We start from the raw sequence: 22,102 nt of genomic DNA on the forward strand, positions 1-22,102 counted from the left end.
ACTACGGTAGTCAACCCGACCGCTGCAGGCCCAGTTGAGGACATGTGTCATCAGCCACACCACAGCGTGCCTGCGTCACCGGCCCCCGGTGGCTACACACCCAGCAGCGGGCGCAGCGCTTCAGCGGCGGTGGTGATGACCCCGGGCAGATAGCCGTGCGGAGCCAAGTTGATGATTAATCCGTCGACACCGGCATCGAGCACCTTGGCCTGAATTTGGTCGGCGATCTGTGCCGGGCTGCCCACCACCACGCGACCGCTCATCTCCGCGGGAATCGCATCTGGCGAGAGTGTCTCGTCGATCATCACCGTCAACAGCAGGCTGGTCTGAAGCGTCGACCGGTCCCGGCCGGCCTCGTCGCACCGCGCGGCCAGCGCCCGCATCTTGCGCGGCAGCTCGTCGACCGCCGCCACGATGTTGAGATGGTCGGCAAAGCGGGCGGCGATCGCGAATGTCTTTTTCTCACCACCGCCGCCGATCAAGATTGGGATGCGGTCGCGATACCGCGGCTCGGCCATCGCCGATTCGGTGGTGTACCAATCGCCGAAAAACGTTGGGCGCTCACCCTTGACCATTGGCTCGAGGATCTGTAGCGCCTCTTCGAGCCGGTTGAACCGGTCACTGAAAGTGCCGAACTCGAAGCCGAGCTGGCGGTGTTCCAGCTCAAACCAACCGGCTCCAATGCCGAGGATCGCTCGACCGGCGCTAACCACGTCGAGCGTGGTGATGATCTTTGCCAGCAGGGTCGGGCTGCGGTAGGTATTGCCGGTCACCAACGCGCCCAGTTGCAGCCGCTCGGTCGCCGTGGCCAGCGCACCAAGGGCCGTGTAGGCCTCCAGCATCGGCTGGTCGGGCGTCCCCAACATGGGCAGTTGGTAGAAGTGGTCCATCACAAACAGGGAGTCGTAACCAGCCGCTTCGGCCTCACGCGCTTGAGCGATGACGGACGGGAAAAGCTTCTCCACCCCTGTGCCGTAGGAGAAGTTGGGGATCTGTAGACCCAGCCGAATAGTCACACTACCTACCGTAGCGATCGGCCGGTGAAGCGAAAGGTTCAGCCGAAGTGAGCCAGCGCGCCGTGGCTGACGTGCAGCGTCTGGCCGGTGATGTGGCGAGCCGCAGGGGTGGTAAGGAACAGCGCCAGCCGCGCAATCTCGGCCGCGACGGGCGCGGGTGTGCGCGAAAGCCCTTCGTAACCGGTCTGCACGCTGCGGCCGCAAGCGACTGTATTGATGGTGATCCCGCGCGTGCCGAAAACGGCGGCCTGGCCCGCGATCCAATTCGAGAGGGCCGCTTTGATCGCGGACTCGGCGCCACCGGCAGGCGGGTTCTCCGCCACCACGCTGACAATCGAGCCGCCGGAGCGCAGGTGATCGCCCACGGATTGCACCGTCAGCACCACCGAGAGCACCGTCGCGTCGAGCGCATTGCGCCAGGCGTTGGCCGTGTCGGACACCGAGTAGGCGCGCGGGTCACCGGCATCCCAGGACGGCGCTGGCACGTTGACGATGGTGTCCAGGTGACGGGGGAACAGTCCCCGTGCCTCGGTGAGGCTGGTCGGGTCGGTGGTGTCGCACACAACGGCGTCCACGTCGAGTTCCTTCGCGGCGACCTCGAGGTCGCCGCGGCGGGCACCCACCAGGGTGACCTTGTGGCCGTCGTTGCGAAAGCCTTCAGCCATTGTGCGCCCGAGATCGGTATCCCCGCCGGTGACCAGCACCTCCACTGCCATGACCTCCTCGTGTTCAACGCTGAACCCAGACCCTGGACCGTTGCCTGGAATCGCATCGTGATGGCGTAAGCTCCGGTAGATGTTACTGGACAGTAGCTATTCGGGGAAACTCCGCACCGCCACGACGCGCAGACGATCTTGGTAACCATTAGGTTTGGCCAGTGCGTTGGATCGGACTGTCAACTGGCCTAGTGTCAGCGATGCTGGTCGCGGGCCTGGTGGCATGTGGATCGAATTCACCCGCATCGTCGCCAGCCGGGCCGACGCAGGGTGCCCGGTCGATCGTGGTGTTCGCGGCTGCCTCGCTGCAGTCTGCGTTCACTCAGATCGGTGAGCAGTTCAAAGCCGGCAACCCAGGGGTTAACGTCAACTTCGCTTTCGCTGGTTCTTCTGAGTTGGCCACCCAGCTGACCCAGGGCGCGACCGCCGACGTCTTTGCATCTGCGGACACCGCGCAAATGGACAGTGTGGCCAAGGCGGGGTTGCTGGCCGGTCATCCGACAAACTTCGCCACCAACACGATGGTCATCGTTGCCGCCGCAGGCAATCCCAAGAAGATCCGATCTTTTGCCGACCTCACGCGGCCGGGGCTCAACGTGGTGGTCTGCCAGCCGTCGGTGCCATGCGGATCGGCGACCCGGCGCATCGAAGATGCAACCGGGATTCATCTCAACCCGGTCAGTGAGGAACTTAGCGTGACCGACGTTCTGAACAAGGTCATCACCGGGCAAGCCGATGCCGGGCTGGTCTATGTCAGTGACGCGCTCAGCGTTGCCACCAAAGTGACGTGTGTCAGATTTCCCGAAGCCGCGGGTGTGGTCAATGTCTACGCCATCGCGGTGCTAAAGCGGACCTCCCAGCCCGCTCTGGCCCGGCAGTTCGTGGCCATGGTGACCGCTGCGGCAGGTCGGCGGATCCTGGATCAGTCGGGTTTCGCCAAGCCCTGACGATGCACCCGCCTACGGATCTGCCTCGTTGGGTATATCTCCCGGCGATCGCGGGGATCGTGTTCGTGGCAATGCCGCTGGTCGCGATCGCCATCCGGGTCGATTGGCCGCGTTTCTGGGCGCTGATCACTACTCCGTCTTCTCAAACGGCCCTGCTGTTGAGCGTGAAGACCGCCGCGGCCAGCACGGTGCTGTGCGTACTGCTGGGCGTCCCGATGGCGCTGGTGCTGGCCCGCAGCCGCGGACGACTGGTGCGGTCGTTACGACCGCTGATCCTGTTACCGCTGGTGCTGCCGCCGGTAGTCGGGGGTATCGCGTTGCTCTACGCGTTCGGCCGGCTCGGCCTGATCGGGCGCTACCTGGAGGCGGCCGGCATCAGCATCGCATTCAGTACCGCGGCTGTGGTGCTGGCGCAGACCTTTGTCTCGCTGCCGTATCTGGTGATTTCCCTAGAGGGTGCAGCCCGCACCGCCGGAGCCGACTACGAGGTGGTGGCGGCGACACTTGGGGCGCGGCCCGGCACTGTCTGGTGGCGCGTGACCCTGCCGTTGCTGCTCCCGGGCGTGGTGTCCGGATCAGTACTGGCGTTTGCCCGCTCGCTCGGAGAGTTTGGCGCGACCCTAACCTTTGCCGGTTCCCGGCAAGGGGTCACCCGTACCCTTCCGCTGGAGATTTACCTGCAGCGGGTGACCGATCCGGACGCGGCGGTGGCATTGTCACTGCTGCTCGTTGTGGTAGCGGCACTGGTGGTGCTGGGTGTGGGTGCTCGTACGCCGATCGGGACCGATACCAGGTAGCCGGTCATGAGCAAGCTGCAGCTGCGCGCGGTCGTCGCCGACCGGCGTTTGGACGTCGAATTCTCGGTGTCCGCGGGCGAGGTGCTTGCAGTGCTCGGGCCCAACGGTGCGGGCAAGTCCACCGCCCTGCATGTTATCGCGGGGCTGCTTCGCCCCGACGCGGGCTTGGTACGTTTGGGGGACCGGGTGTTGACCGACACCGAGGCCGGGGTGAATGTGGCGACCCACGACCGTCGAGTCGGGCTGCTGTTGCAAGACCCGTTGTTGTTTCCACACCTGAGCGTGGCCAAAAACGTGGCCTTCGGACCACAATGCCGTCGCGGGATGTTTGGGTCCGGGCGCGCTAGGACAAGGGCGTCGGCACTGCGATGGCTGCGCGAGGTGAACGCCGAGCAGTTCGCCGACCGTAAGCCTCGTCAGCTATCCGGGGGCCAAGCCCAGCGCGTCGCCATCGCGCGAGCGTTGGCGGCCGAACCGGATGTGTTGCTGCTCGACGAGCCGCTGACCGGACTCGATGTGGCCGCGGCCGCGGGTATCCGTTCGGTGTTGCGTAGTGTCGTCGCGAGGAGCGGTTGCGCGGTAGTCCTGACGACCCATGACCTGCTGGACGTGTTCACGCTGGCCGACCGGGTATTGGTGCTCGAGTCCGGCACGATCGCCGAGATCGGCCCGGTTGCCGATGTGCTTACCGCACCTCGCAGTCGTTTCGGAGCCCGTATCGCCGGAGTCAACCTGGTCAATGGGACCATTGGTCCGGACGGCTCGCTGCGCACCCAGTCCGGCGCCCACTGGTACGGCACCCCGGTCCAGGATTTGCCTACTGGGCATGAGGCAATCGCGGTGTTCCCGCCGACGGCGGTGGCGGTGTATCCGGAACCGCCGCACGGAAGCCCGCGCAATATCGTCGGGCTGACGGTGGCGGAGGTGGATACCCGCGGACCCACGGTCCTGGTGCGCGGGCATGATCAGCCTGGTGGCGCGCCTGGCCTTGCCGCATGCATCACCGTCGATGCCGCCACCGAACTGCGTGTGGCGCCCGGATCGCGCGTGTGGTTCAGCGTCAAGGCGCAGGAAGTGGCCCTGCACCCGGCACCCCACCAACACGCCAGTTCATGAGCCGACCCGCGCCGTCCTTGCGTCGCGCCGTTAACACGGTAGGTTCTTCGCCATGCATCAGGTGGACCCCAACTTGACACGTCGCAAGGGACGATTGGCGGCACTGGCTATCGCGGCGATGGCCAGCGCCAGCCTGGTGACCGTTGCGGTGCCCGCGACCGCCAACGCCGATCCGGAGCCAGCGCCCCCGGTACCCACAACGGCCGCCTCGCCGCCGTCGACCGCTGCAGCGCCACCCGCACCGGCGACACCTGTTGCCCCCCCACCACCGGCCGCCGCCAACACGCCGAATGCCCAGCCGGGCGATCCCAACGCAGCACCTCCGCCGGCCGACCCGAACGCACCGCCGCCACCTGTCATTGCCCCAAACGCACCCCAACCTGTCCGGATCGACAACCCGGTTGGAGGATTCAGCTTCGCGCTGCCTGCTGGCTGGGTGGAGTCTGACGCCGCCCACTTCGACTACGGTTCAGCACTCCTCAGCAAAACCACCGGGGACCCGCCATTTCCCGGACAGCCGCCGCCGGTGGCCAATGACACCCGTATCGTGCTCGGCCGGCTAGACCAAAAGCTTTACGCCAGCGCCGAAGCCACCGACTCCAAGGCCGCGGCCCGGTTGGGCTCGGACATGGGTGAGTTCTATATGCCCTACCCGGGCACCCGGATCAACCAGGAAACCGTCTCGCTCGACGCCAACGGGGTGTCTGGAAGCGCGTCGTATTACGAAGTCAAGTTCAGCGATCCGAGTAAGCCGAACGGCCAGATCTGGACGGGCGTAATCGGCTCGCCCGCGGCGAACGCACCGGACGCCGGGCCCCCTCAGCGCTGGTTTGTGGTATGGCTCGGGACCGCCAACAACCCGGTGGACAAGGGCGCGGCCAAGGCGCTGGCCGAATCGATCCGGCCTTTGGTCGCCCCGCCGCCGGCGCCGGCACCGGCTCCTGCAGAGCCCGCTCCGGCGCCGGCGCCGGCCGGGGAAGTCGCTCCTACCCCGACGACACCGACACCGCAGCGGACCTTACCGGCCTGACCGGATCCGGCCGCACCCCAAGTGATACCCCTGGGCGGGGTGTCAGCGCGGCCGGGCGCTCTTGAGCCGGCGCAGCGGCGTCCATGGAGCGCCGCCGGCCAACGCGGCGTTCTTGGCGCCGGCGCGAACGTTGTTCAGGTGCCAACCGGTGGTGGGTCGTGGTTGGCGACTTGTACAGCTTCCGGTTCTCCATAGGTCGCGCCGGGGACGGGCAGCGGGTCGTGTGCGCGTCTTTCAGTGCACCGTGCGAAACGCCGACACCGTTGAACTCCACCTGAAAGCACCGCTGAACAGCAGAAAAGCGCCCACGAAAACACCGTGGGGCGCCACACACGTTTGATCACGCCACAACCCACCGACACCGTCACTACCCTCAAATCGTTACGCAGAAGCGGTATACCGATATCACGGCCCTGTGCTGGGCTAAGCCAGCGTCTGCAAGGAGAACCGCATGGACATCACGGCAACAACCGAATTTTCCGCCATGAACCTCGACGGCAAGACGGGTATAGGTTGGCTCGGCTACATCGTCATCGGCGGTATCGCCGGCTGGCTCGCCAGCAAGATCGTTAAGGGGGGCGGCTCGGGCATCCTGATGAACGTTGTGATCGGCGTCGTCGGGGCATTCGGCGCCGGCTTGGTCCTTAACGCGCTGGGCGTCGACGTCAACCATGGCGGGTACTGGTTCACCTTCTTCGTCGCCCTGGGCGGGGCTGTCGTCCTGCTGTGGATCGTCGGCATGGTGCGCAAGACCTAGCGCCAAACTGTTGTCGGCCATGCAAATTGAGTGTGACTGCGGCGGCCGGCGACGGTAGCGGCATGATGGAGTGATGGTCTCACCGGCGACCACGGCGACGATGAGTGCGTGGCAGGTGCGTCGGCCCGGCCCGATGGACACCGGCCCGCTCGAACGAGTGACCACCCGGGTGCCGCGCCCGGCGCCATCGGAGTTGCTGGTGGCCGTGCACGCATGCGGGGTGTGCCGCACCGATCTCCACGTGACCGAAGGTGACCTGCCCGTGCACCGCGAACGGGTGATTCCCGGCCACGAGGTAGTGGGAGAGGTCATTGAGGTGGGCTCAGCGGTGGGCGCGGCTGCCGGTGGCGAATTCGACCGAGGAGACCGGGTGGGTATCGCCTGGCTGCGTCACACTTGCGGGGTCTGCAAGTACTGCCGGCGCGGCAGCGAGAACCTCTGCCCGCAATCCCGCTACACCGGCTGGGACGCCGACGGGGGATACGCCGAATTCACGACGGTTCCTGCGGCTTTCGCGCACCATCTGCCGAGCGGCTATAGCGACAGCGAGCTGGCGCCGTTGTTGTGCGCCGGCATCATCGGATATCGATCGCTGCTGCGCACCGAGCTACCACCCGGTGGCCGGCTGGGTCTCTACGGATTCGGCGGCAGTGCCCACATCACCGCCCAGGTCGCGTTGGCGCAAGGCGCCGAAATACATGTGATGACACGCGGGGCCCGCGCGCGCAAGCTGGCGCTGCAACTTGGCGCTGCATCGGCTCAGGACGCCGCCGACCGGCCACCCGTGCCGCTGGACGCCGCGATCTTATTCGCCCCGGTCGGGGATCTGGTGCTGCCCGCGCTGGAAGCGCTGGACCGTGGCGGCATCTTGGCGATCGCCGGGATCCACCTGACAGATATTCCGGACCTGAACTACCAGCAGCACTTGTTCCAGGAGCGTCAGATCCGGTCGGTCACGTCGAACACCCGCGCCGATGCGCGCGCGTTCTTCGACTTCGCCGCCCAGCATCACATCGAGGTCACCACGCCGGAGTACCCGCTTGGCCAAGCCGATCGTGCGCTGGGCGACCTGAGCGCCGGCCGCATCGCCGGTGCCGCCGTGCTGCTGATCTGACCGAGCTCAGGTCGACAGGTGCCAGACCAGGGCAGCGGCCAGGGCACCCATCCCGTTCAGCGACCAATGCAGTGCGATCGGTGCGATCAGGCTGCCGCTGCGCCGTCGCAGCCAGCTGAACACGAATCCGGCCACTCCGGTGGCCAACACCGCCAGCATGACACCGGCCACCAGCCCGATGATCCCGCCACCGAACAGTCGAGTGAAGCCGACATTGCTGCTCGTGAGCCCCAGCGACGTCGCAATATGCCACAGACCGAACAGCACCGAACCCGCCACCGCGACACCCCGGAATCCCCAAGCCCGATTCAGCGCCCCATGCAACACACCGCGGAAGGCCAGCTCTTCGGGGATGACGGTTTGCAGCGGGATCATGACCATCGAGGCGATCACCGCGCCGGAGATCGTCGCGTAGTGATGGTTCATGAACATCGGCCGGGTTATCGGCAGCAGGACACCTACCGAGATCACCGCCACCACCAGGGCAACGGCCGCTAGCGCATAGACGAGCCCGGATTTCCAGTGTTGGCGGCTCAGTCCGAGTTCAGCCCAGCCCAGGCCTCTACTCCGCACCAAGATCACCAGTCCGACCGCGGCGGCCGGGACGGTGGCGATGCTCGCCCACGGTGTGGTGAAATGCGCGATCAGGTTCGTCAGTACCAGCACCAGGACGACGACGGCGATGTCGACATATATCCGGAACCGGTGCATCACCGAGAGGTGCGACACCAGTGGACCTGGATGAACGGCTGCGCAAGCAGTCAAGTGGTCAGACATCGTCAGCAGAGTCTACCGGCGGAGGGCTCGGTGTCCGCTCTCGCGCGTAGGCCTTGAGCTCGGCTGCGAGCGCGTCTGCCGCCAACAGCTGGGGAAGCAGCTCCGATTCAGAGGTTCGGGCGCGAAACACGAGCCCGACGGTCACGTTGTGCTCAGGGCGGTAATCGACGGTGATTGTGTCGCCGGCGCGCACTGTTCCGGGAGCGATCACCCGTAGGTAGGCGCCTGGTTTGGCGGCCCGGGTGAAGGTCTTGATCCAATAACGCAAATCCAGGAAGGCCGCGAAGGTCCGGCACGGGATCCGGGGCGCCGAGACTTCCAACACCAATCCGTCGGAGCCGATGCGCCAGCGTTCACCAATCCGCGCGTACGTCACGTCGACGCCCGAGGTGGTCAGATTCTCGCCGAACATTCCGTTGTGAAGGGTGCGGTGAAGCTGGGTTTCCCACGCGTCGAGGTCTTCTCGCGCATACGCATAGACGGCCTGATCATCACCGCCATGGAGCTTCGGGTTGCCGACGGTGTCGCCAACCAGGCCGCTGCCGACACCCGCATGCATCGACCCGGGTGCCCGCACCATGACCGCCTCAGATGCCGCCACTTTGTCGATTCCGGTCAACTTCGACTGCGCGCGCGGATCAGGGTTCGCCCGAACACGAGCCAGGTTGACCGACAACACATGCGCCACCCGCACAGGGTAGCTCTGACGCGCGTTGGTCCACGCCAGCCGGCGCGGCGCAACGGTCACTCCTCGCCGCGAGCCCGAGCCTCGTAGGTCCTGCGCTTCTCCATGTCGACATCGTCGGTGAAGACATGCTCGCCGCCGAGGAGTCGGTTCAAGCCCTCGGAAACCTGGCGCGGCATGAACCGCTGTGCCACGATCATCGAGCCAGCCGCTTTCGTGACCCGCACCCGCGGTTTGGGATGAACAATCAGCCCGACGATCGCGTCGGCGATATCGGCCGGCTCGGCGTTCTTGAATCCTTTGATCCCACCGGTGCCCGCAATGAGCTCGGTGTTGACAAACGACGGCAACACCATCGAGAACTTCACGCCGGCCGAACGGTATTCAAGCCTGGCCGAATCGGTGAACGCGACCACCGCGTGCTTGCTGGCACAGTAAGTGGCCACGCCTACGGCGTAGATTTCCCCGGCAAGCGAGGCGACATTGATAACGTGTCCCCGCCCGCGCGGGACCATCCGCTGCGCCGCCAGCTTGCTACCCAAGATCACCCCGTAGACGTTGATGTCCAGGATTCGGCGGGTTACCGGGTCTGGTTCGTCGACAATCCGCCCCACGGGCATGATGCCGGCGTTGTTGACCAGCACGTCGATCGGGCCGAGTTGGCGCTCGACGGCGTCGAGGAATCCCGAAAACGAATCCGGGTCGGTGACATCGAGTTTGCCGTACATGTCGAGGTCGAGATCGGCACCCGACTCTTTCGCCATCGCCTCATCGATGTCGCCGATAGCGACCTTGGCTCCCAAGTTGTGCAGCGCGGCCGCTGTGGCCAATCCGATCCCCCGGGCGCCGCCGGTGATGGCGATTACTTTGTCCTGGACCTTGTCCCGGATCTTGACGCCGATGGATGTCCTGCCTGGCACTGTCGTCCCTTCGCTCGGCGGGCCTTAGCCGCCGTCCAATGCGGTCGCGCCCGTGTAGTCACGGTAGCCGCGAACGCCGATGAAACAGCTACGGTGTGCACGTGCCCGAACGATTGCTCGATGCCGTGCGTGTGCTCGACTTGTCCGACGGCTGTTCTGCTGGAGGCACCGATATGGTGACACGACTGCTCGCCGACCTGGGCGCAGACGTTCTCAAGGTGGAACCCCCCGGCGGCAGCCCAGGACGCCACGTGCGGCCCACGCTGGCCGGCACCAGCATCGGGTTCGCCATGCACAACGCGAACAAACGCAGCGCAGTGCTCAACCCGCTCGACGAGAGCGACCGTCGGCGGTTCTTGGACCTCGCCGCCAGCGCCGACATCGTCGTCGACTGTGGTCTTCCGGGACAGGCCGCCGCGTACGGGGCATCGTGTGCCGAGTTGGCCGATCGCTACCGACACCTGGTGGCGCTGTCGATCACCGACTTTGGCGCTGCCGGTCCGCGGTCGTCATGGCGCGCGACCGATCCGGTGCTGTACGCGATGAGTGGTGCTCTCTCGCGGTCGGGCCCTACCGCCGGCACGCCGGTACTGCCGCCGGACGGTATCGCTTCGGCAACCGCAGCGGTGCAGGCAGCCTGGGCCGTACTGGTCGCCTATTTCAACCGATTACGTTGTGGTACTGGGGATTACATCGACTTCTCCCGGTTTGACGCCGTCGTTATGGCGTTGGATCCCCCCTTCGGGGCGCACGGGCAGGTCGCAGCCGGCATCCGCAGCACCGGGCGATGGCGGGGACGGCCCAAGAACCAGGACGCTTACCCGATTTATCCGTGCCGGGACGGCTACGTACGGTTCTGCGTGATGGCGCCGCGGCAGTGGCGCGGGCTGCGCCGCTGGTTGGGGGAGCCCGAAGATTTTCAGGACCCCAAGTACGACGTGATCGGCGCACGTTTGGCCGCATGGCCGCAGATCAGCGTGTTGGTCGCGAAGTTGTGCGCCGAGAAGACCATGAAGGAGTTGGTGGCAGCCGGCCAAGCGCTCGGGGTTCCCATTACCGCGGTGCTGACACCGTCGAGAATCCTGGCCTCCGAACACTTCCAGGCGGTGGGTGCGATCACCGATGCCGAGCTCGTTCCGGGGGTGCGCACCGGGGTGCCTACCGGATACTTCGTTGTCGACGGGAAGCGCGCCGGTTTCCGTACTCCGGCCCCCGCCGCGGGGCAGGACGAACCGCGCTGGCTCGCGGATCCAGCGCCGGTGCCCCCACCCTCAGGCCGGGTCGGCGGCTATCCATTCGAAGGTCTGCGGATTCTTGATCTGGGCATCATCGTGGCCGGCGGCGAGCTCAGCCGGCTGTTCGGCGACTTGGGCGCCGAGGTCATCAAGGTCGAAAGTGCCGACCACCCCGACGGGTTGCGGCAGACCCGAGTCGGGGATGCGATGAGTGAATCATTCGCGTGGACCCATCGCAATCACCTCGCGCTGGGCCTGGACCTGCGCAACAGCGAGGGCAAAGCGATCTTCGGTCGCCTGGTCGCTGAATCCGACGCGGTGTTCGCCAACTTCAAACCGGGAACCCTTACCTCACTTGGGTTTTCCTACGATGTACTGCACGCCTTCAACCCCCGGATCGTGCTCGCCGGGAGTAGTGCATTCGGGAACCGAGGGCCGTGGAGCACCCGGATGGGCTACGGGCCACTGGTGCGCGCCGCCACCGGGGTCACCCGTGTTTGGACATCCGATGAGGCGCAGCCGGACAACTCTCGGCATCCCTTCTACGACGCGACGACGATCTTCCCCGACCACGTTGTCGGGCGGGTCGGTGCCCTGCTCGCGCTGGCGGCCCTGATCCACCGCGATCGAACTGGCGGCGGAGCCCACGTCCACATCTCCCAGGCCGAAGTCGTCGTCAATCAGCTAGACACCATGTTCGTTGCCGAGGCCGCCCGAGCGACCGACGTTGCCGAGATCCACCCGGACACCAGTGTGCATGCGGTCTACCCTTGTGCTGGCGACGACGAATGGTGCGTCATCTCAATCCGCTCCGACGATGAATGGCGTCGCGCGACATCTGTTTTCGGCCAGCCTGAATTGGCGAACGACCCACGCTTCGGGGCAAGCCGGTCACGCGTGGCCAACCGTTCGGAGTTGGTGGCCGCAGTGTCGGCCTGGACCAGCACCCGTACCCCGGTGCAAGCGGCCGGCGCGCTGCAGGCGGCCGGAGTTGCGGCCGGCCCGATGAATCGCCCGTCGGATATCCTCGAGGATCCCCAGCTGATCGAGCGAAACCTGTTCCGCGACATGGTGCATCCGCTGATCGCCCGTCCGCTGCCCGCCGAGACGGGTCCGGCTCCGTTTCGTCACATTCCGCAGGCACCCCAACGCCCGGCGCCGCTGCCCGGACAGGACAGCGTTCAGATCTGCCGCAAGCTGCTCGGCATGACCGCGGACGAGACCGAACGCCTAATCAACGAGCGCGTAATGTTCGGGCCGGCCGTCACTGCCTAAGTGGTCTCGCCGGTGTCGTTCGTCGACGGTCGGCTGATTGCCCTTCCGGCTCCGAGATCGACGTTTTGCCCGCCTGTTCGTGCTTTATCTGCGAAGCCCCGATCTGGGCGCATCGGGGTGACGCATTCGGGCAGCTAAAGCTTTTCGACCCGCAAGCCGGCGGTGCCCCTCCTCGTTCCGCTGCCCGGTCTGCTCGATCGGTTCGGGGTCGCCGCGCTAGGCCCAATTGCCCGGCTCCTCCTCGGGCCGTTCCACGACCCGCATCGTCGCCGGGCTAGGTTCAAGCCATGCCGGTAGACCCCAGGACGCCAGTGCTGATCGGCTATGGACAGGTCAACCACCGAGGCGACATCGACGCCGAGAAGCAGTCCATCGAACCCGTCGACCTGATGGCCGCCGCGGCCCGGAAAGCCGCGGATTCGACGGTGCTCGAGGCGGTGGATTCGATCCGTGTGGTGCACATGCTGTCGGCGCATTACCGGAATCCCGGGCAGCTCCTCGGCGAACGAATCAAGGCGAGGACCTTCACCACCGGTTACAGCGGGGTGGGCGGCAACATGCCGCAATCCCTGGTCAACCGGGCATGCCTGGACATCCAGCGCGGGCGGGCCGGCGTGGTGCTGCTGGCTGGCGCCGAAACCTGGCGCACCCGAACGGGCCTGCGCGCCAAGGGCAGCAAACTGGAGTGGACTGTGCAGGACGAATCCGTTCCGCTGCCGGACATGGCCGGCGACGACGTTCCGATGGCCGGTGCGGCTGAGCTGCGGATCAACCTGGACCGGCCGGCCTACGTGTACCCGATATTCGAGCAGGCGCTGCGCATCGCCTACGGCGAGTCGATCGAGAACCACCGAAAGCGGATCGGCGAGCTGTGGGCGCGGTTCAGTGCCGTAGCTGCTGACAACCCGCACGCGTGGATCCGCAACCCGGTTACGGCTGACGAGATCTGGCAGCCCGGCCCACAGAACCGGATGGTCAGCTGGCCCTACACCAAGCTTATGAACTCCAACAACATGGTTGACCAGGGTGCCGCGCTGCTGCTGACGTCGGTCGAACGTGCGACACGTCTGCGAATACCGGCCGAACGCTGGGTTTATCCACAGGCTGGCACCGACGCCCACGACACACCGGCCGTCGCCGACCGCCACCGACTGCATCGGTCGACGGCCATTCGGATCGCCGGTGCCCGGGCGCTGGAACTGGCTGGGCTGGGGCTCGATGACATCGAATACGTCGACCTGTATTCGTGCTTTCCCTCCGCTGTCCAAGTCGCCGCAATCGAACTCGGCCTGGACACCGACGATCCTGCCCGCCCGCTGACCGTCACCGGGGGCCTGACCTTCGCCGGCGGGCCGTGGAGCAATTACGTCACGCACTCCATCGCCACCATGGCTGAACTGCTGGCGGCCAATCCCGGGCGCCGAGGCCTGATCACCGCCAACGGCGGTTACCTGACCAAACACAGTTTCGGGGTCTACGGCACCGAGCCGCCGTCGGAATTCCGCTGGGAGGACATGCAACCCGCGGTCGATAGGGAGCCCACCGGAGATGGGTTGGTCGAGTGGGAAGGCATCGGCACCGTCGAAGCGTGGACCACACCAGTCAACCGGGACGGACAACCCGAGAAGGCGTTCCTGGCGGTGCGCACGCCCGACGGGTCGCGCAGCTTGGCCGTGATCACCGATCCCGCATCGGTGCAAGCAACGGTGCGCGAGGACATCGCCGGCGTCAAGGTTGCCGTCGCCCCCGACGGCACCGCGACCCTGCGATAGCCGGCGGGCAGCACGAGTCACGTTCCAGAAGCAATGGTCGCGCAAGCGACACTGACGTGCCTATTGTCATGAGGAGACGTTGGGGGAGGTGAGGCCGGGTGCAGATCCTGGTTACCGACGCCACGGGTGCCGTCGGGCGGTCGGTCACTCGGCAGTTGATCGCTGCCGGACACACGGTGAGCGGTATAGCCCAGCACCCGCACGATGCTCTGGACCCCCGCGTCGACTATGTTTGCGCGTCGTTGCGCAACCCAGTGCTGCAAGAGTTAGCCGGCGAAGCCGACGCGGTGATCCATCTCGCCCCGGTCGACACCAGCGCCCCGGGCGGTGTTGGCATCACCGGACTGGCACATGTGGCCAACGCGGCCGCCCGCGCCGGTGCCCGGCTGCTGTTCGTTTCTCAGGCCGCTGGGCGACCCGAACTATATCGGCAGGCTGAGACGCTGGTGTCCACCGGTTGGGCACCCAGCTTGGTCATCCGTATTGCGCCACCGGTCGGCCGCCAACTCGATTGGATGGTGTGCCGGACAGTGGCCACGCTGCTGCGGAGCAAAGTCTCGGCACGGCCGATACGAGTGCTACATCTCGACGACTTGGTCCGCTTCCTGGTTTTGGCGCTGAATACCGACCGCAACGGTGTCGTTGACCTGGCCACCCCTGACACCACCAATGTGGTCACCGCGTGGCGGCTGCTCCGATCCGTGGACCCGCACTTGCGAACACGTCGGGTCCGCAGCTGGGAGCAATTGATTCCCGAGGTGGATATCGCTGCCGTGCAGGAGGATTGGAACTTCGAGTTCGGCTGGCAAGCGACCGAAGCAATTGTCGACACCGGGCGGGGCCTCGTCGGCCGCAGACTGCACCCGGCAGGCGCGACCAACGGATCGGGTCAACTAGCACTGCCGGTGGAGGCGCCCCCGCGGTCTGTGCCTTCCCACGGGGAACCCTTGGGCAGCGCGGCTCCAGAAGGGTTGGAGGGAGAGTTCGACGACCGTATCGACGAGCGGTTCCCGGTCTTCAGCTCGGCCAGTCTCGCCGAAGCGCTGCCGGGTCCGCTGACCCCGATGACGCTGGATGTCCAGTTGAGTGGACTGCGCGCGGCCGGTCGGGCGATGGGTCGGGTACTGGCGCTTGGCGGTGTCGTTGCCGATGAGTGGGAGAGAAGAGCCATCGCGGTGTTCGGTCACCGCCCGTATATCGGAGTGTCGGCCAATATTGTGGCCGCCGCCCAACTGCCGGGGTGGGACGCGCAGGCCGTAGCCCGGCGGGCACTGGGCGAGCAACCGCAGGTCACTGAGCTGCTTCCGTTTGGTCGACCGCAACTTGCGGGCGGACCGCTCGGCTCGGTCGCGAAGGTGGTCGTGACGGCGCGGTCGCTGGCCCTGCTGCGCCATCTCCGGAGCGACACACACCACTATGTTGCCGCCGCAGATGCCGAGCACCTCGCTGCCGGGCAGCTTGCCTCGCTACCGGACGCCGGCTTGGAGGTCCGGATTCGGCTGTTGCGTGATCGCATCCACCAAGGCTGGATTCTTACGGTGCTGTGGGTGATCGACACGGGCGTCACAGCGGCGACGTTAGAGCACACCCGCGCAGGCTCCGCGGTGTCCGGAGGGGGCATGATCATGGAAAGTGGCAGAATCGGCGCCGAGATTGCTCCGCTGGCTGCGGTGCTGCGCGCCGACCCGCCGCTGTGCGCGCTGGCCAACGACGGCAACCTCGCCAGCATCCGCGCGCTGTCTGCTCCCGCCGCCGCCGCAGTTGACGCGGTCATTGCCCGGATAGGGCACCGCGGGTTAGGCGAAGCCGAGCTGGCTAACCTGACGTTTGCCGACGATCCGGCGCTACTGCTGAAGACAGCCGCCGAAATCGCCGCGCGGCCCGCCGGGCCAGCTCACCCAGCGACGTTGATCCAGCGACTGGCTGCCGGCACGCGCAGTGCCCGGGAGCTGGCGCACGACACCACCATCCGATTCACCCATGAGCTCCGGATGACATTGCGGGAGTTGGGATCTCGACGAGTCGCGGCGGATGTGATAGACGTCGTTGACGACGTGTTCTACCTGACCTGCGACGAACTGATTACCACGCCGGCCGACGCTCGGCTGCGAATCAAACGTCGGCGCGCCGAACGAGAACGCCTGCAGGCACAGCGCCCGCCAGACGTTATCGATCATGCCTGGGTACCCGTGGAGTAGCGGTCAACACACGTCAATTCGTCGTCAGGTCCGCCAACGGCCACTGCGGATCAACCAGCCTGTCAACGTCGACCGGGTTCCCGGACCGGATCAGGCCCTTGACGTCGTCCACCACGTCCCAGACGTTGACATTCATCCCGGCTAGCACCCGGCTGTCGCCGTCGAGCCAGAAGGAGAGGAACTCGCGGCCGGCAACGTTGCCACGGAACACCACCCGATCACAGCTGGGGGCGTGGCCGACGTACTCCATGCCGAGGTCGTATTGATCGGTGAACAAATAGGGCAGTTCAGCGTATTCGCCCGGCCGGCCCAGCATGCCGGCAGCCGCCACCGCGGGTTGTTTGAGCGCGTTGGCCCAGTGTTCGGTACGGACGCGGGTACCCAATAGCGGGTGTTCAGCGGCGGCAATGTCGCCGACTGCGTAGATGTCGGGATCGCTGGTGCGCAGCGATGCATCAACCAACACACCGCCCTCGCCCATCGCCAGCCCGGCCTGTTGGGCGAGTTCTACGTTGGGCTTCGCGCCCACAGCGACTAGCACGGCGTCGGCGGCAACCGTCGACCCGTCACGCATCTTGAGCCCGGTCGCCTTGCCGTCGGCTGCAGTGATCTCTTCGAGCTGGGTCTGCAACCGTAAGTCCACCCCTTGATCTCGATGTAGGTCGGCAAACACTTTGCCAACCGCTTCCCCGAGCGCGGCCAGCAGCGGTTGTATGGCGGTCTCGACGACGGTGACGTCGACGCCACGTTGACGCGCACTGGCGGCCACTTCCAGGCCTATCCAGCCGGCACCCACCACTGCGAGGGAAGACCCCTGCACCAGAACGGAGTTCAATGCCACGGCGTCGTTGTAGCTGCGCAGGTAGTGGACGCCGGCGGCATCGGATCCAGGTATTGGTGGGCGCCGTGGGGCCGATCCCGTGGCCAACAGCAGCTTGTCGTAGCGCACCGCAGCGCCGTCGGGAAGCTCTACCGTGTGTGCGGACCGATCCAATGACGACACCCGCACGCCGAGCCGCACATCCACGTCATGGTCGCGGTACCAATCGGAGGTCTGGATGGTGAAGTCGCTCAGCGACTTTTTGCCGGCCAGAAACTCCTTGGAAAGCGGCGGCCGGTCGTAGGGCAGGTGCTCTTCGTCGCCGAACAAGATAATCCGACCGCCGAAGTCGCTGCGGCGCAACGCCTCTACGGCTTTAGCCCCGGCAAGTCCCCCGCCAACAATGACGAACGTGGTTGAGCTGGCCATAATTGCTGCTCCGTCCTGTTGTGTGCGGTGCCGCTTGACAGCCTACGAGCCGGTCGCGTACCTGGGTCAACCGGTCACCTGCAGGCGCAGCTCGTCGTCTTACGCCACTCGCACTAACGCAGCAGCGAGCAGCGCATTGGAGCTGGGTGCCACCGACGCCAGCTTCTTCGGGTCAGTGGGCAAGCCGAGCTGCTTCGCCGCGGCGGTGGCTCGATCGTCGAAATACGGTCGTACCCAGATCCAGACGTCTTGGACCTCGCGTAAGAAAATGTCGGCACCGGTGTCGCCGATTCCGTTGAAAGTCTTGAGCATACGTTTGGCGGCCGAAACGTCGGGTCGTGTGCGCTGGGCGAGTTCCCGCAAATCACCGGAGTACTCGTCGCGAACCCGGTGAGCGATAGCGGTGAGCCGGGTGGCTGAGCTCTCGTCATACCGCACGTAGTGGGCACGGCCAAACGCACTGATCATCGTTTGTCGCTCTGCTGACAGCACAGCTTTGGGTGTCCGCAGGCCCGAGCAGAACAATTCCCGGGCGGCACGTGCTGCCGTGGCGGCACCGATCGGCTTGCTGGCCAGCATGCACAGCACCAGCAGCTGAAACAGCGGCATCGGTTTGTCCCTGATCCGGATTCCCGCCTCCGCCGCGTAAGTGGTGCCGGCGAGTTTAAGCAGTCGTCGTGCCAGTGGCTCCGGCTTGATCACAAGCAACCGCATACCCGCAATGCGTGGCGGCAAACCGCGACTATTGCTCGGGCAAGCGCGCTCCGGCGGCCTAAGCCCCGGTTCCGGCCAACCCCTGTCAGTCCAAATCCACCCGGATGGTCAGCAAGTCGGTGCCCATCGCGCGTACGCCGGCACTGTTCAGCCGGGGTAGGCCGCGCAGCCGCTGCCTCGGATCGTCGTCGGGTAGCAGGTAGGCGGTCCCACTGCGCCATCGGCCGCCGATGCGGACCCGCACGGCGGGGTTGGCCTTGATGTTGTAGACGTAATCGGAATGCTCGCCGTGCTCGGACACCATCCAGAACTGGTTGTCTACGACGCGCCCGCCCACCGCGGTACGCCGCGGCTGTCCCGTTTTGCGGCCGATGGTTTCGAGCATGGTCATCGGCAGTTGCCGGCCGATTGGATTGACCACGAACCGTTGCACGCGATGGACGAATTCCCGCTTGAGATTCATAGCTGCATTCAACGCTACCGATCTGGCCGCGGCCTCACGTTGGTGCCCCGATAGGGCCGAGCCGCCGCAGTTGTGTCACGTGCCGAGGTGACAGCTCCTCAAGGCAGGTCACGCCCAGTAGCCGCATGGTCCGGATCACACCTGTCTGAAGGATCTCGATCGCGCGGTTGACGCCCGCCTCACCACCGGCCATCAGCCCGTAAAGGTAGGCCCGCCCGATCAGCGTGCACCGTGCCCCCAACGCGATCGCCGCGACGATATCGGCGCCCGACATGATGCCGGTGTCCACCAGGATTTCGGTGTGTTTGCCCAGTTCGCGTGCCACGTGGGGCAACAGGTGGAAGGGTACCGGGGCTCGGTCAAGCTGGCGGCCGCCGTGATTGGACAACACGATGCCGTCGACGCCGCGGTCCACCACGGCGCGGGCGTCGTCGAGTGTTTGGATCCCTTTGACAACGAGCTTGCCCGGCCACTGCGACTTGATCCAGGCCAAATCGTCGAAGGTGAGGCTGGGGTCGAACACGGTGTTCAAGTACTCGCCGACGGTGCCAGGCCAGCGATCCAGTGAAGCGAAGGCCAGCGGTTCGGTGGTCAACAAGTCGAACCACCACCGCGGGTGTCCCATCGCGTCGAGAACGGTTCGCAGCGTCAGCGCCGGCGGGATGGACATCCCGTTGCGGACATCGCGTAGCCGGGCACCGGCGACCGGGACGTCGACCGTGACCAGCATGGTGTCAAATCCCGCGGCGGCGACGCGCCGCACCAATGCCATCGAGCGGTCTCGATCACGCCACATATACAGCTGGAACCATTTGCGGCCCTGCGGCACAGCGATGACGAGGTCTTCGATGGCACAGGTGGCCAGGGTGGATAGCGAAAACGGGATCCCAGCCGCGGCCGCCGCCCGCGCGCCGGCGATCTCGCCCTCGGTGTGCATCAAGCGGGTGAACCCGGTTGGCGCGATCCCGAATGGCAAGACGGTGGGCTGACCGAGGACGTTCCAGCCGGCGCACACGGTGGTGACGTCACGCAGGATTGTCGGGTGAAACTCGATGTCGCGGAACCCTTGTCGAGCACGCGCGATGGACAGTTCGTCCTCGGCACCCCCGTCGGCGTAGTCGAACGCCGCCCTAGGGGTACGCCGTTTGGCAATGCGTCGCAGGTCCTGGATGGTCAGCGCGGCGCCCAGGCGGCGCTTGGAGGTGTCGAACTGCGGCCTGTTGAACTGGAGCAGGGGTGCCAGATCGCGCACTCTGGGCACTCGCCGGTTGACCGCCATCCGTTTATCTAACCAGTTTGATATGAAGTCAGCAAGCGACCCGTTCGACCTGAAGCGTTTCGTGTACGCGCAGGCTCCGGTCTACCGCAGCGTCGTCGAGGAGCTGCGCGCCGGACGAAAGCGCGGTCATTGGATGTGGTTCGTCTTCCCACAACTCCGCGGGCTAGGTAGTAGCCCACTGGCAGTGCGCTACGGCATCTCCTCGCTCGAGGAAGCCCAGGCCTATCTGCAGCATGACCTGCTCGGGCCCCGCTTGCATGAGTGCACCGGGTTGGTCAACCAGGTGCAAGGCCGCTCAATCGAGGAAATCTTCGGCCCGCCCGACGACCTCAAGCTGTGCTCGTCGATGACCCTGTTCGCCCGTGCCACCGACGCCAACCAGGACTTTGTCGCGCTGCTCGCCAAGTATTACGGCGGCGGAGAGGACCGGCGGACGGTGGCATTACTGGCGGTCACATAGACCGCGCGATCCACCGGGGCGTCGACGCCTGACAGCGGATGTAGGTTCGGGCTCATGGAGAAGGTGATCGCCGTGCTCATGCGGCCCGAGCCAGACGACGACTGGTGTGCCCGCCAACGAGCTCAAGTCGCCGACGCCCTGCTGGGACTGGGCGTTGCTGGGCTGTCGATCAATGTCCGGGACAGTACCGTGCGCGACTCACTGATGACCCTGACAACGCTGTACCCACCGGTCGCAGCGGTGGTCAGCCTGTGGACCCAGCAGTGCTATGGCGAGCAGGTAGCAGCCGCCCTCAGGCTACTGGCTCAGGAGTGTGATGAACTCGGCGCATACCTGGTGACCGAGTCGGTTCCGCTGACCTTCCCATCGCTCGTCGAGTCCGGTTCTCGTACACCGGGTCTGGCCAACATCGCGCTCCTGCGCCGGCCCGATGGCCTGGACCAGGCGACCTGGCTGACCCGCTGGCAGCGCGACCACACGCAAGTGGCTATCGAGGCACAGGCGACATTCGGCTACACCCAGAACTGGGTGGTACGAGCCCTCACCCCAGAGGCACCGGGAATCGCGGGCATTGTCGAAGAGTTGTTTCCCGTGGCGGCGACAACCGATCTGAAAGCCTTCTTCGGAGCCGCCGACGACAACGATCTGCGGAATCGGATAAGCCGGATGGTCGCGAGCACATCTGCATTCGGTGCCAACCAGAACATCGACACCGTGCCAACCAGCCGCTACGTGTTCAGAACACCGTTCAAGGATTGAGGAACGTGAGATGACAACACTCAACGAAGCCGCGGCACTGGCGGCGGCAGAACGTGGGCTTGCGGTGGTTTCCACCGTTCGTGCCGACGGCACCGTGCAGGCGTCGCTGGTCAACGTTGGACTGTTGCCGCATCCTGTCAGCGGCGAACCATCTCTGGGATTCACCACCTATGGCAAGGTCAAACTCGGCAACCTTAGGGCGCGCCCACAACTGGCCGTCACGTTCCGCAACGGTTGGCAGTGGGCGACCGTCGAAGGCCGAGCACAACTTGTCGGCCCCGACGATCCGCGGCCGTGGCTGGTCGACGGCGAGCGATTGCGGCTGCTACTCCGCGAGGTCTTCACTGCGGCGGGTGGCACGCACGACGACTGGGACGAGTACGACCGGGTGATGGCGCAGGAGCAGCGCGCCGTGGTGCTGATCACGCCCACCCGCATCTACAGCAACGGCTGAGGGACTCAGCAAACGGCGTCGCTCGTGCGACCTGCGGGGTCGAGTTGGGTTGGGTTGAGTCGGGCGGCTGCGATGATAGCTCGCAGTGTGCGCCGGCAGCGTCCGCAGTCGCCGCCAGCCCCGCACACAGCGGCCACTTCTTTGGAGGTCGACGCACCTCGCGCCACGGCGTCACACACGGTTTGGTTGGTGACGCCGACGCACAAGCACACGTACATCAGCAAACCCCCAGCAGATGCTGCGTCGGCGAACGATCAAGCCGCATATTAGTGGAGTCTAGCCTAAGCTGATTAGTGGAGTCTAACCTAACAATGACCCGCGGCTTGGACTTTGCGCCGGCGAGACGCGCCGACGCCGCAACAAACCCTG

21 protein-coding genes are annotated in these 22,102 nt (G+C 65.7%); 12 read left to right on the forward strand and 9 right to left on the reverse strand.

All coding sequences use genetic code 11. The annotated features are described in order from the left end of the window. Positions 1–92: 92 nt before the first annotated feature. A complete protein-coding gene (locus tag Rv1855c) occupies positions 93–1,016 on the reverse strand; it encodes an oxidoreductase (protein ID NP_216371.1) in 924 nt (307 codons plus the stop codon). A 38-nt stretch (positions 1,017–1,054) separates the two neighbouring features. After that, the gene (locus Rv1856c; RefSeq protein ID NP_216372.1) at positions 1,055–1,732 is read right to left on the reverse strand and encodes an oxidoreductase; all 678 of its coding nucleotides are present in this window, start codon (positions 1,730–1,732) and stop codon (positions 1,055–1,057) included. A gap of 161 nt (positions 1,733–1,893) precedes the next feature. Between Rv1856c and modA the strand changes: the two genes are divergently transcribed. From modA to adhA, 6 genes are all read left to right on the forward strand, one after another. Then, complete coding sequence (modA, locus tag Rv1857; RefSeq protein ID NP_216373.1) at positions 1,894–2,679, forward strand: molybdate ABC transporter substrate-binding lipoprotein ModA; 786 nt, start codon at positions 1,894–1,896, stop codon at positions 2,677–2,679. A 2-nt stretch (positions 2,680–2,681) separates the two neighbouring features. Beyond that, positions 2,682–3,476, forward strand: coding sequence for a molybdenum ABC transporter permease ModB (modB, locus tag Rv1858; RefSeq protein NP_216374.1), 795 nt, complete (start codon positions 2,682–2,684; stop codon positions 3,474–3,476). Positions 3,477–3,482: 6 nt separating this feature from the next. After that, complete coding sequence (gene modC, locus Rv1859; protein ID NP_216375.1) at positions 3,483–4,592, forward strand: molybdenum ABC transporter ATP-binding protein ModC; 1,110 nt, start codon at positions 3,483–3,485, stop codon at positions 4,590–4,592. A gap of 52 nt (positions 4,593–4,644) precedes the next feature. Further along, positions 4,645–5,622: a hypothetical protein gene (gene apa, locus Rv1860; protein ID YP_177849.1), complete on the forward strand. Its 978-nt coding sequence runs from the start codon at positions 4,645–4,647 to the stop codon at positions 5,620–5,622. Positions 5,623–6,073: 451 nt separating this feature from the next. Beyond that, complete coding sequence (locus Rv1861) at positions 6,074–6,379, forward strand: transmembrane protein (RefSeq protein NP_216377.1); 306 nt, start codon at positions 6,074–6,076, stop codon at positions 6,377–6,379. A gap of 73 nt (positions 6,380–6,452) precedes the next feature. Next, the gene (gene adhA, locus Rv1862) at positions 6,453–7,493 is read left to right on the forward strand and encodes an alcohol dehydrogenase A (RefSeq protein ID NP_216378.1); all 1,041 of its coding nucleotides are present in this window, start codon (positions 6,453–6,455) and stop codon (positions 7,491–7,493) included. Positions 7,494–7,499: 6 nt separating this feature from the next. Here the strand turns inward: adhA and Rv1863c are convergent, their stop codons facing one another. The 3 genes from Rv1863c to Rv1865c are packed head-to-tail and all read right to left on the reverse strand — an operon-like array spanning position 7,500 to position 9,875. Then, positions 7,500–8,270: an integral membrane protein gene (locus Rv1863c; RefSeq protein ID NP_216379.1), complete on the reverse strand. Its 771-nt coding sequence runs from the start codon at positions 8,268–8,270 to the stop codon at positions 7,500–7,502. After that, complete coding sequence (locus Rv1864c; RefSeq protein NP_216380.1) at positions 8,263–9,018, reverse strand: hypothetical protein; 756 nt, start codon at positions 9,016–9,018, stop codon at positions 8,263–8,265. Before Rv1864c ends, Rv1863c begins: the two co-directional genes overlap by 8 nt. Further along, positions 9,015–9,875, reverse strand: coding sequence for a short-chain type dehydrogenase (locus tag Rv1865c; protein NP_216381.1), 861 nt, complete (start codon positions 9,873–9,875; stop codon positions 9,015–9,017). Before Rv1865c ends, Rv1864c begins: the two co-directional genes overlap by 4 nt. Before the next feature lie 173 nt (positions 9,876–10,048). On the opposite strand from Rv1865c, the gene Rv1866 reads away from it, so the two are divergent. The 3 genes from Rv1866 to Rv1868 all read left to right on the forward strand — a co-directional run bounded on the left by Rv1866 (position 10,049) and on the right by Rv1868 (position 16,355). Next, complete coding sequence (locus Rv1866) at positions 10,049–12,385, forward strand: hypothetical protein (RefSeq protein ID NP_216382.3); 2,337 nt, start codon at positions 10,049–10,051, stop codon at positions 12,383–12,385. Positions 12,386–12,672: 287 nt separating this feature from the next. Next, a complete protein-coding gene (locus tag Rv1867) occupies positions 12,673–14,157 on the forward strand; it encodes a hypothetical protein (protein NP_216383.1) in 1,485 nt (494 codons plus the stop codon). A gap of 98 nt (positions 14,158–14,255) precedes the next feature. After that, on the forward strand, positions 14,256–16,355 hold the full coding sequence (locus tag Rv1868; RefSeq protein NP_216384.1) for a hypothetical protein: 2,100 nt from the start codon (positions 14,256–14,258) through the stop codon (positions 16,353–16,355). 13 nt (positions 16,356–16,368) lie between these two features. Here the strand turns inward: Rv1868 and Rv1869c are convergent, their stop codons facing one another. The 4 genes from Rv1869c to lldD2 all read right to left on the reverse strand — a co-directional run bounded on the left by Rv1869c (position 16,369) and on the right by lldD2 (position 20,060). After that, complete coding sequence (locus Rv1869c; RefSeq protein NP_216385.1) at positions 16,369–17,604, reverse strand: reductase; 1,236 nt, start codon at positions 17,602–17,604, stop codon at positions 16,369–16,371. Between the two features lie 99 nt (positions 17,605–17,703). Continuing rightward, the gene (locus tag Rv1870c) at positions 17,704–18,339 is read right to left on the reverse strand and encodes a hypothetical protein (protein NP_216386.1); all 636 of its coding nucleotides are present in this window, start codon (positions 18,337–18,339) and stop codon (positions 17,704–17,706) included. Between the two features lie 64 nt (positions 18,340–18,403). Next, complete coding sequence (locus Rv1871c) at positions 18,404–18,793, reverse strand: hypothetical protein (protein NP_216387.1); 390 nt, start codon at positions 18,791–18,793, stop codon at positions 18,404–18,406. A 22-nt stretch (positions 18,794–18,815) separates the two neighbouring features. Then, positions 18,816–20,060, reverse strand: a complete 1,245-nt coding sequence (gene lldD2 / locus Rv1872c; protein ID NP_216388.1) for an L-lactate dehydrogenase — start codon at positions 20,058–20,060, stop codon at positions 18,816–18,818. Positions 20,061–20,082: 22 nt separating this feature from the next. Here lldD2 and Rv1873 point away from each other — a divergent pair, with 22 nt between their 5' ends. The 3 genes from Rv1873 to Rv1875 all read left to right on the forward strand — a co-directional run bounded on the left by Rv1873 (position 20,083) and on the right by Rv1875 (position 21,733). Continuing rightward, positions 20,083–20,520, forward strand: a complete 438-nt coding sequence (locus tag Rv1873; RefSeq protein ID NP_216389.1) for a hypothetical protein — start codon at positions 20,083–20,085, stop codon at positions 20,518–20,520. Positions 20,521–20,592: 72 nt separating this feature from the next. Further along, entirely contained in the window at positions 20,593–21,279 is a 687-nt protein-coding gene (locus tag Rv1874; protein ID NP_216390.3) for a hypothetical protein, read from the forward strand. 10 nt (positions 21,280–21,289) lie between these two features. Continuing rightward, positions 21,290–21,733 carry a hypothetical protein gene (locus tag Rv1875; RefSeq protein NP_216391.1) on the forward strand — a complete coding sequence of 148 codons (444 nt, stop codon included), beginning with the start codon at positions 21,290–21,292 and terminating at the stop codon, positions 21,731–21,733. The last annotated feature ends 369 nt before the right edge of the window (positions 21,734–22,102 follow it).

The sequence above is a fragment of the Mycobacterium tuberculosis H37Rv genome, assembly GCF_000195955.2.
GTDB lineage: Bacteria > Actinomycetota > Actinomycetes > Mycobacteriales > Mycobacteriaceae > Mycobacterium > Mycobacterium tuberculosis.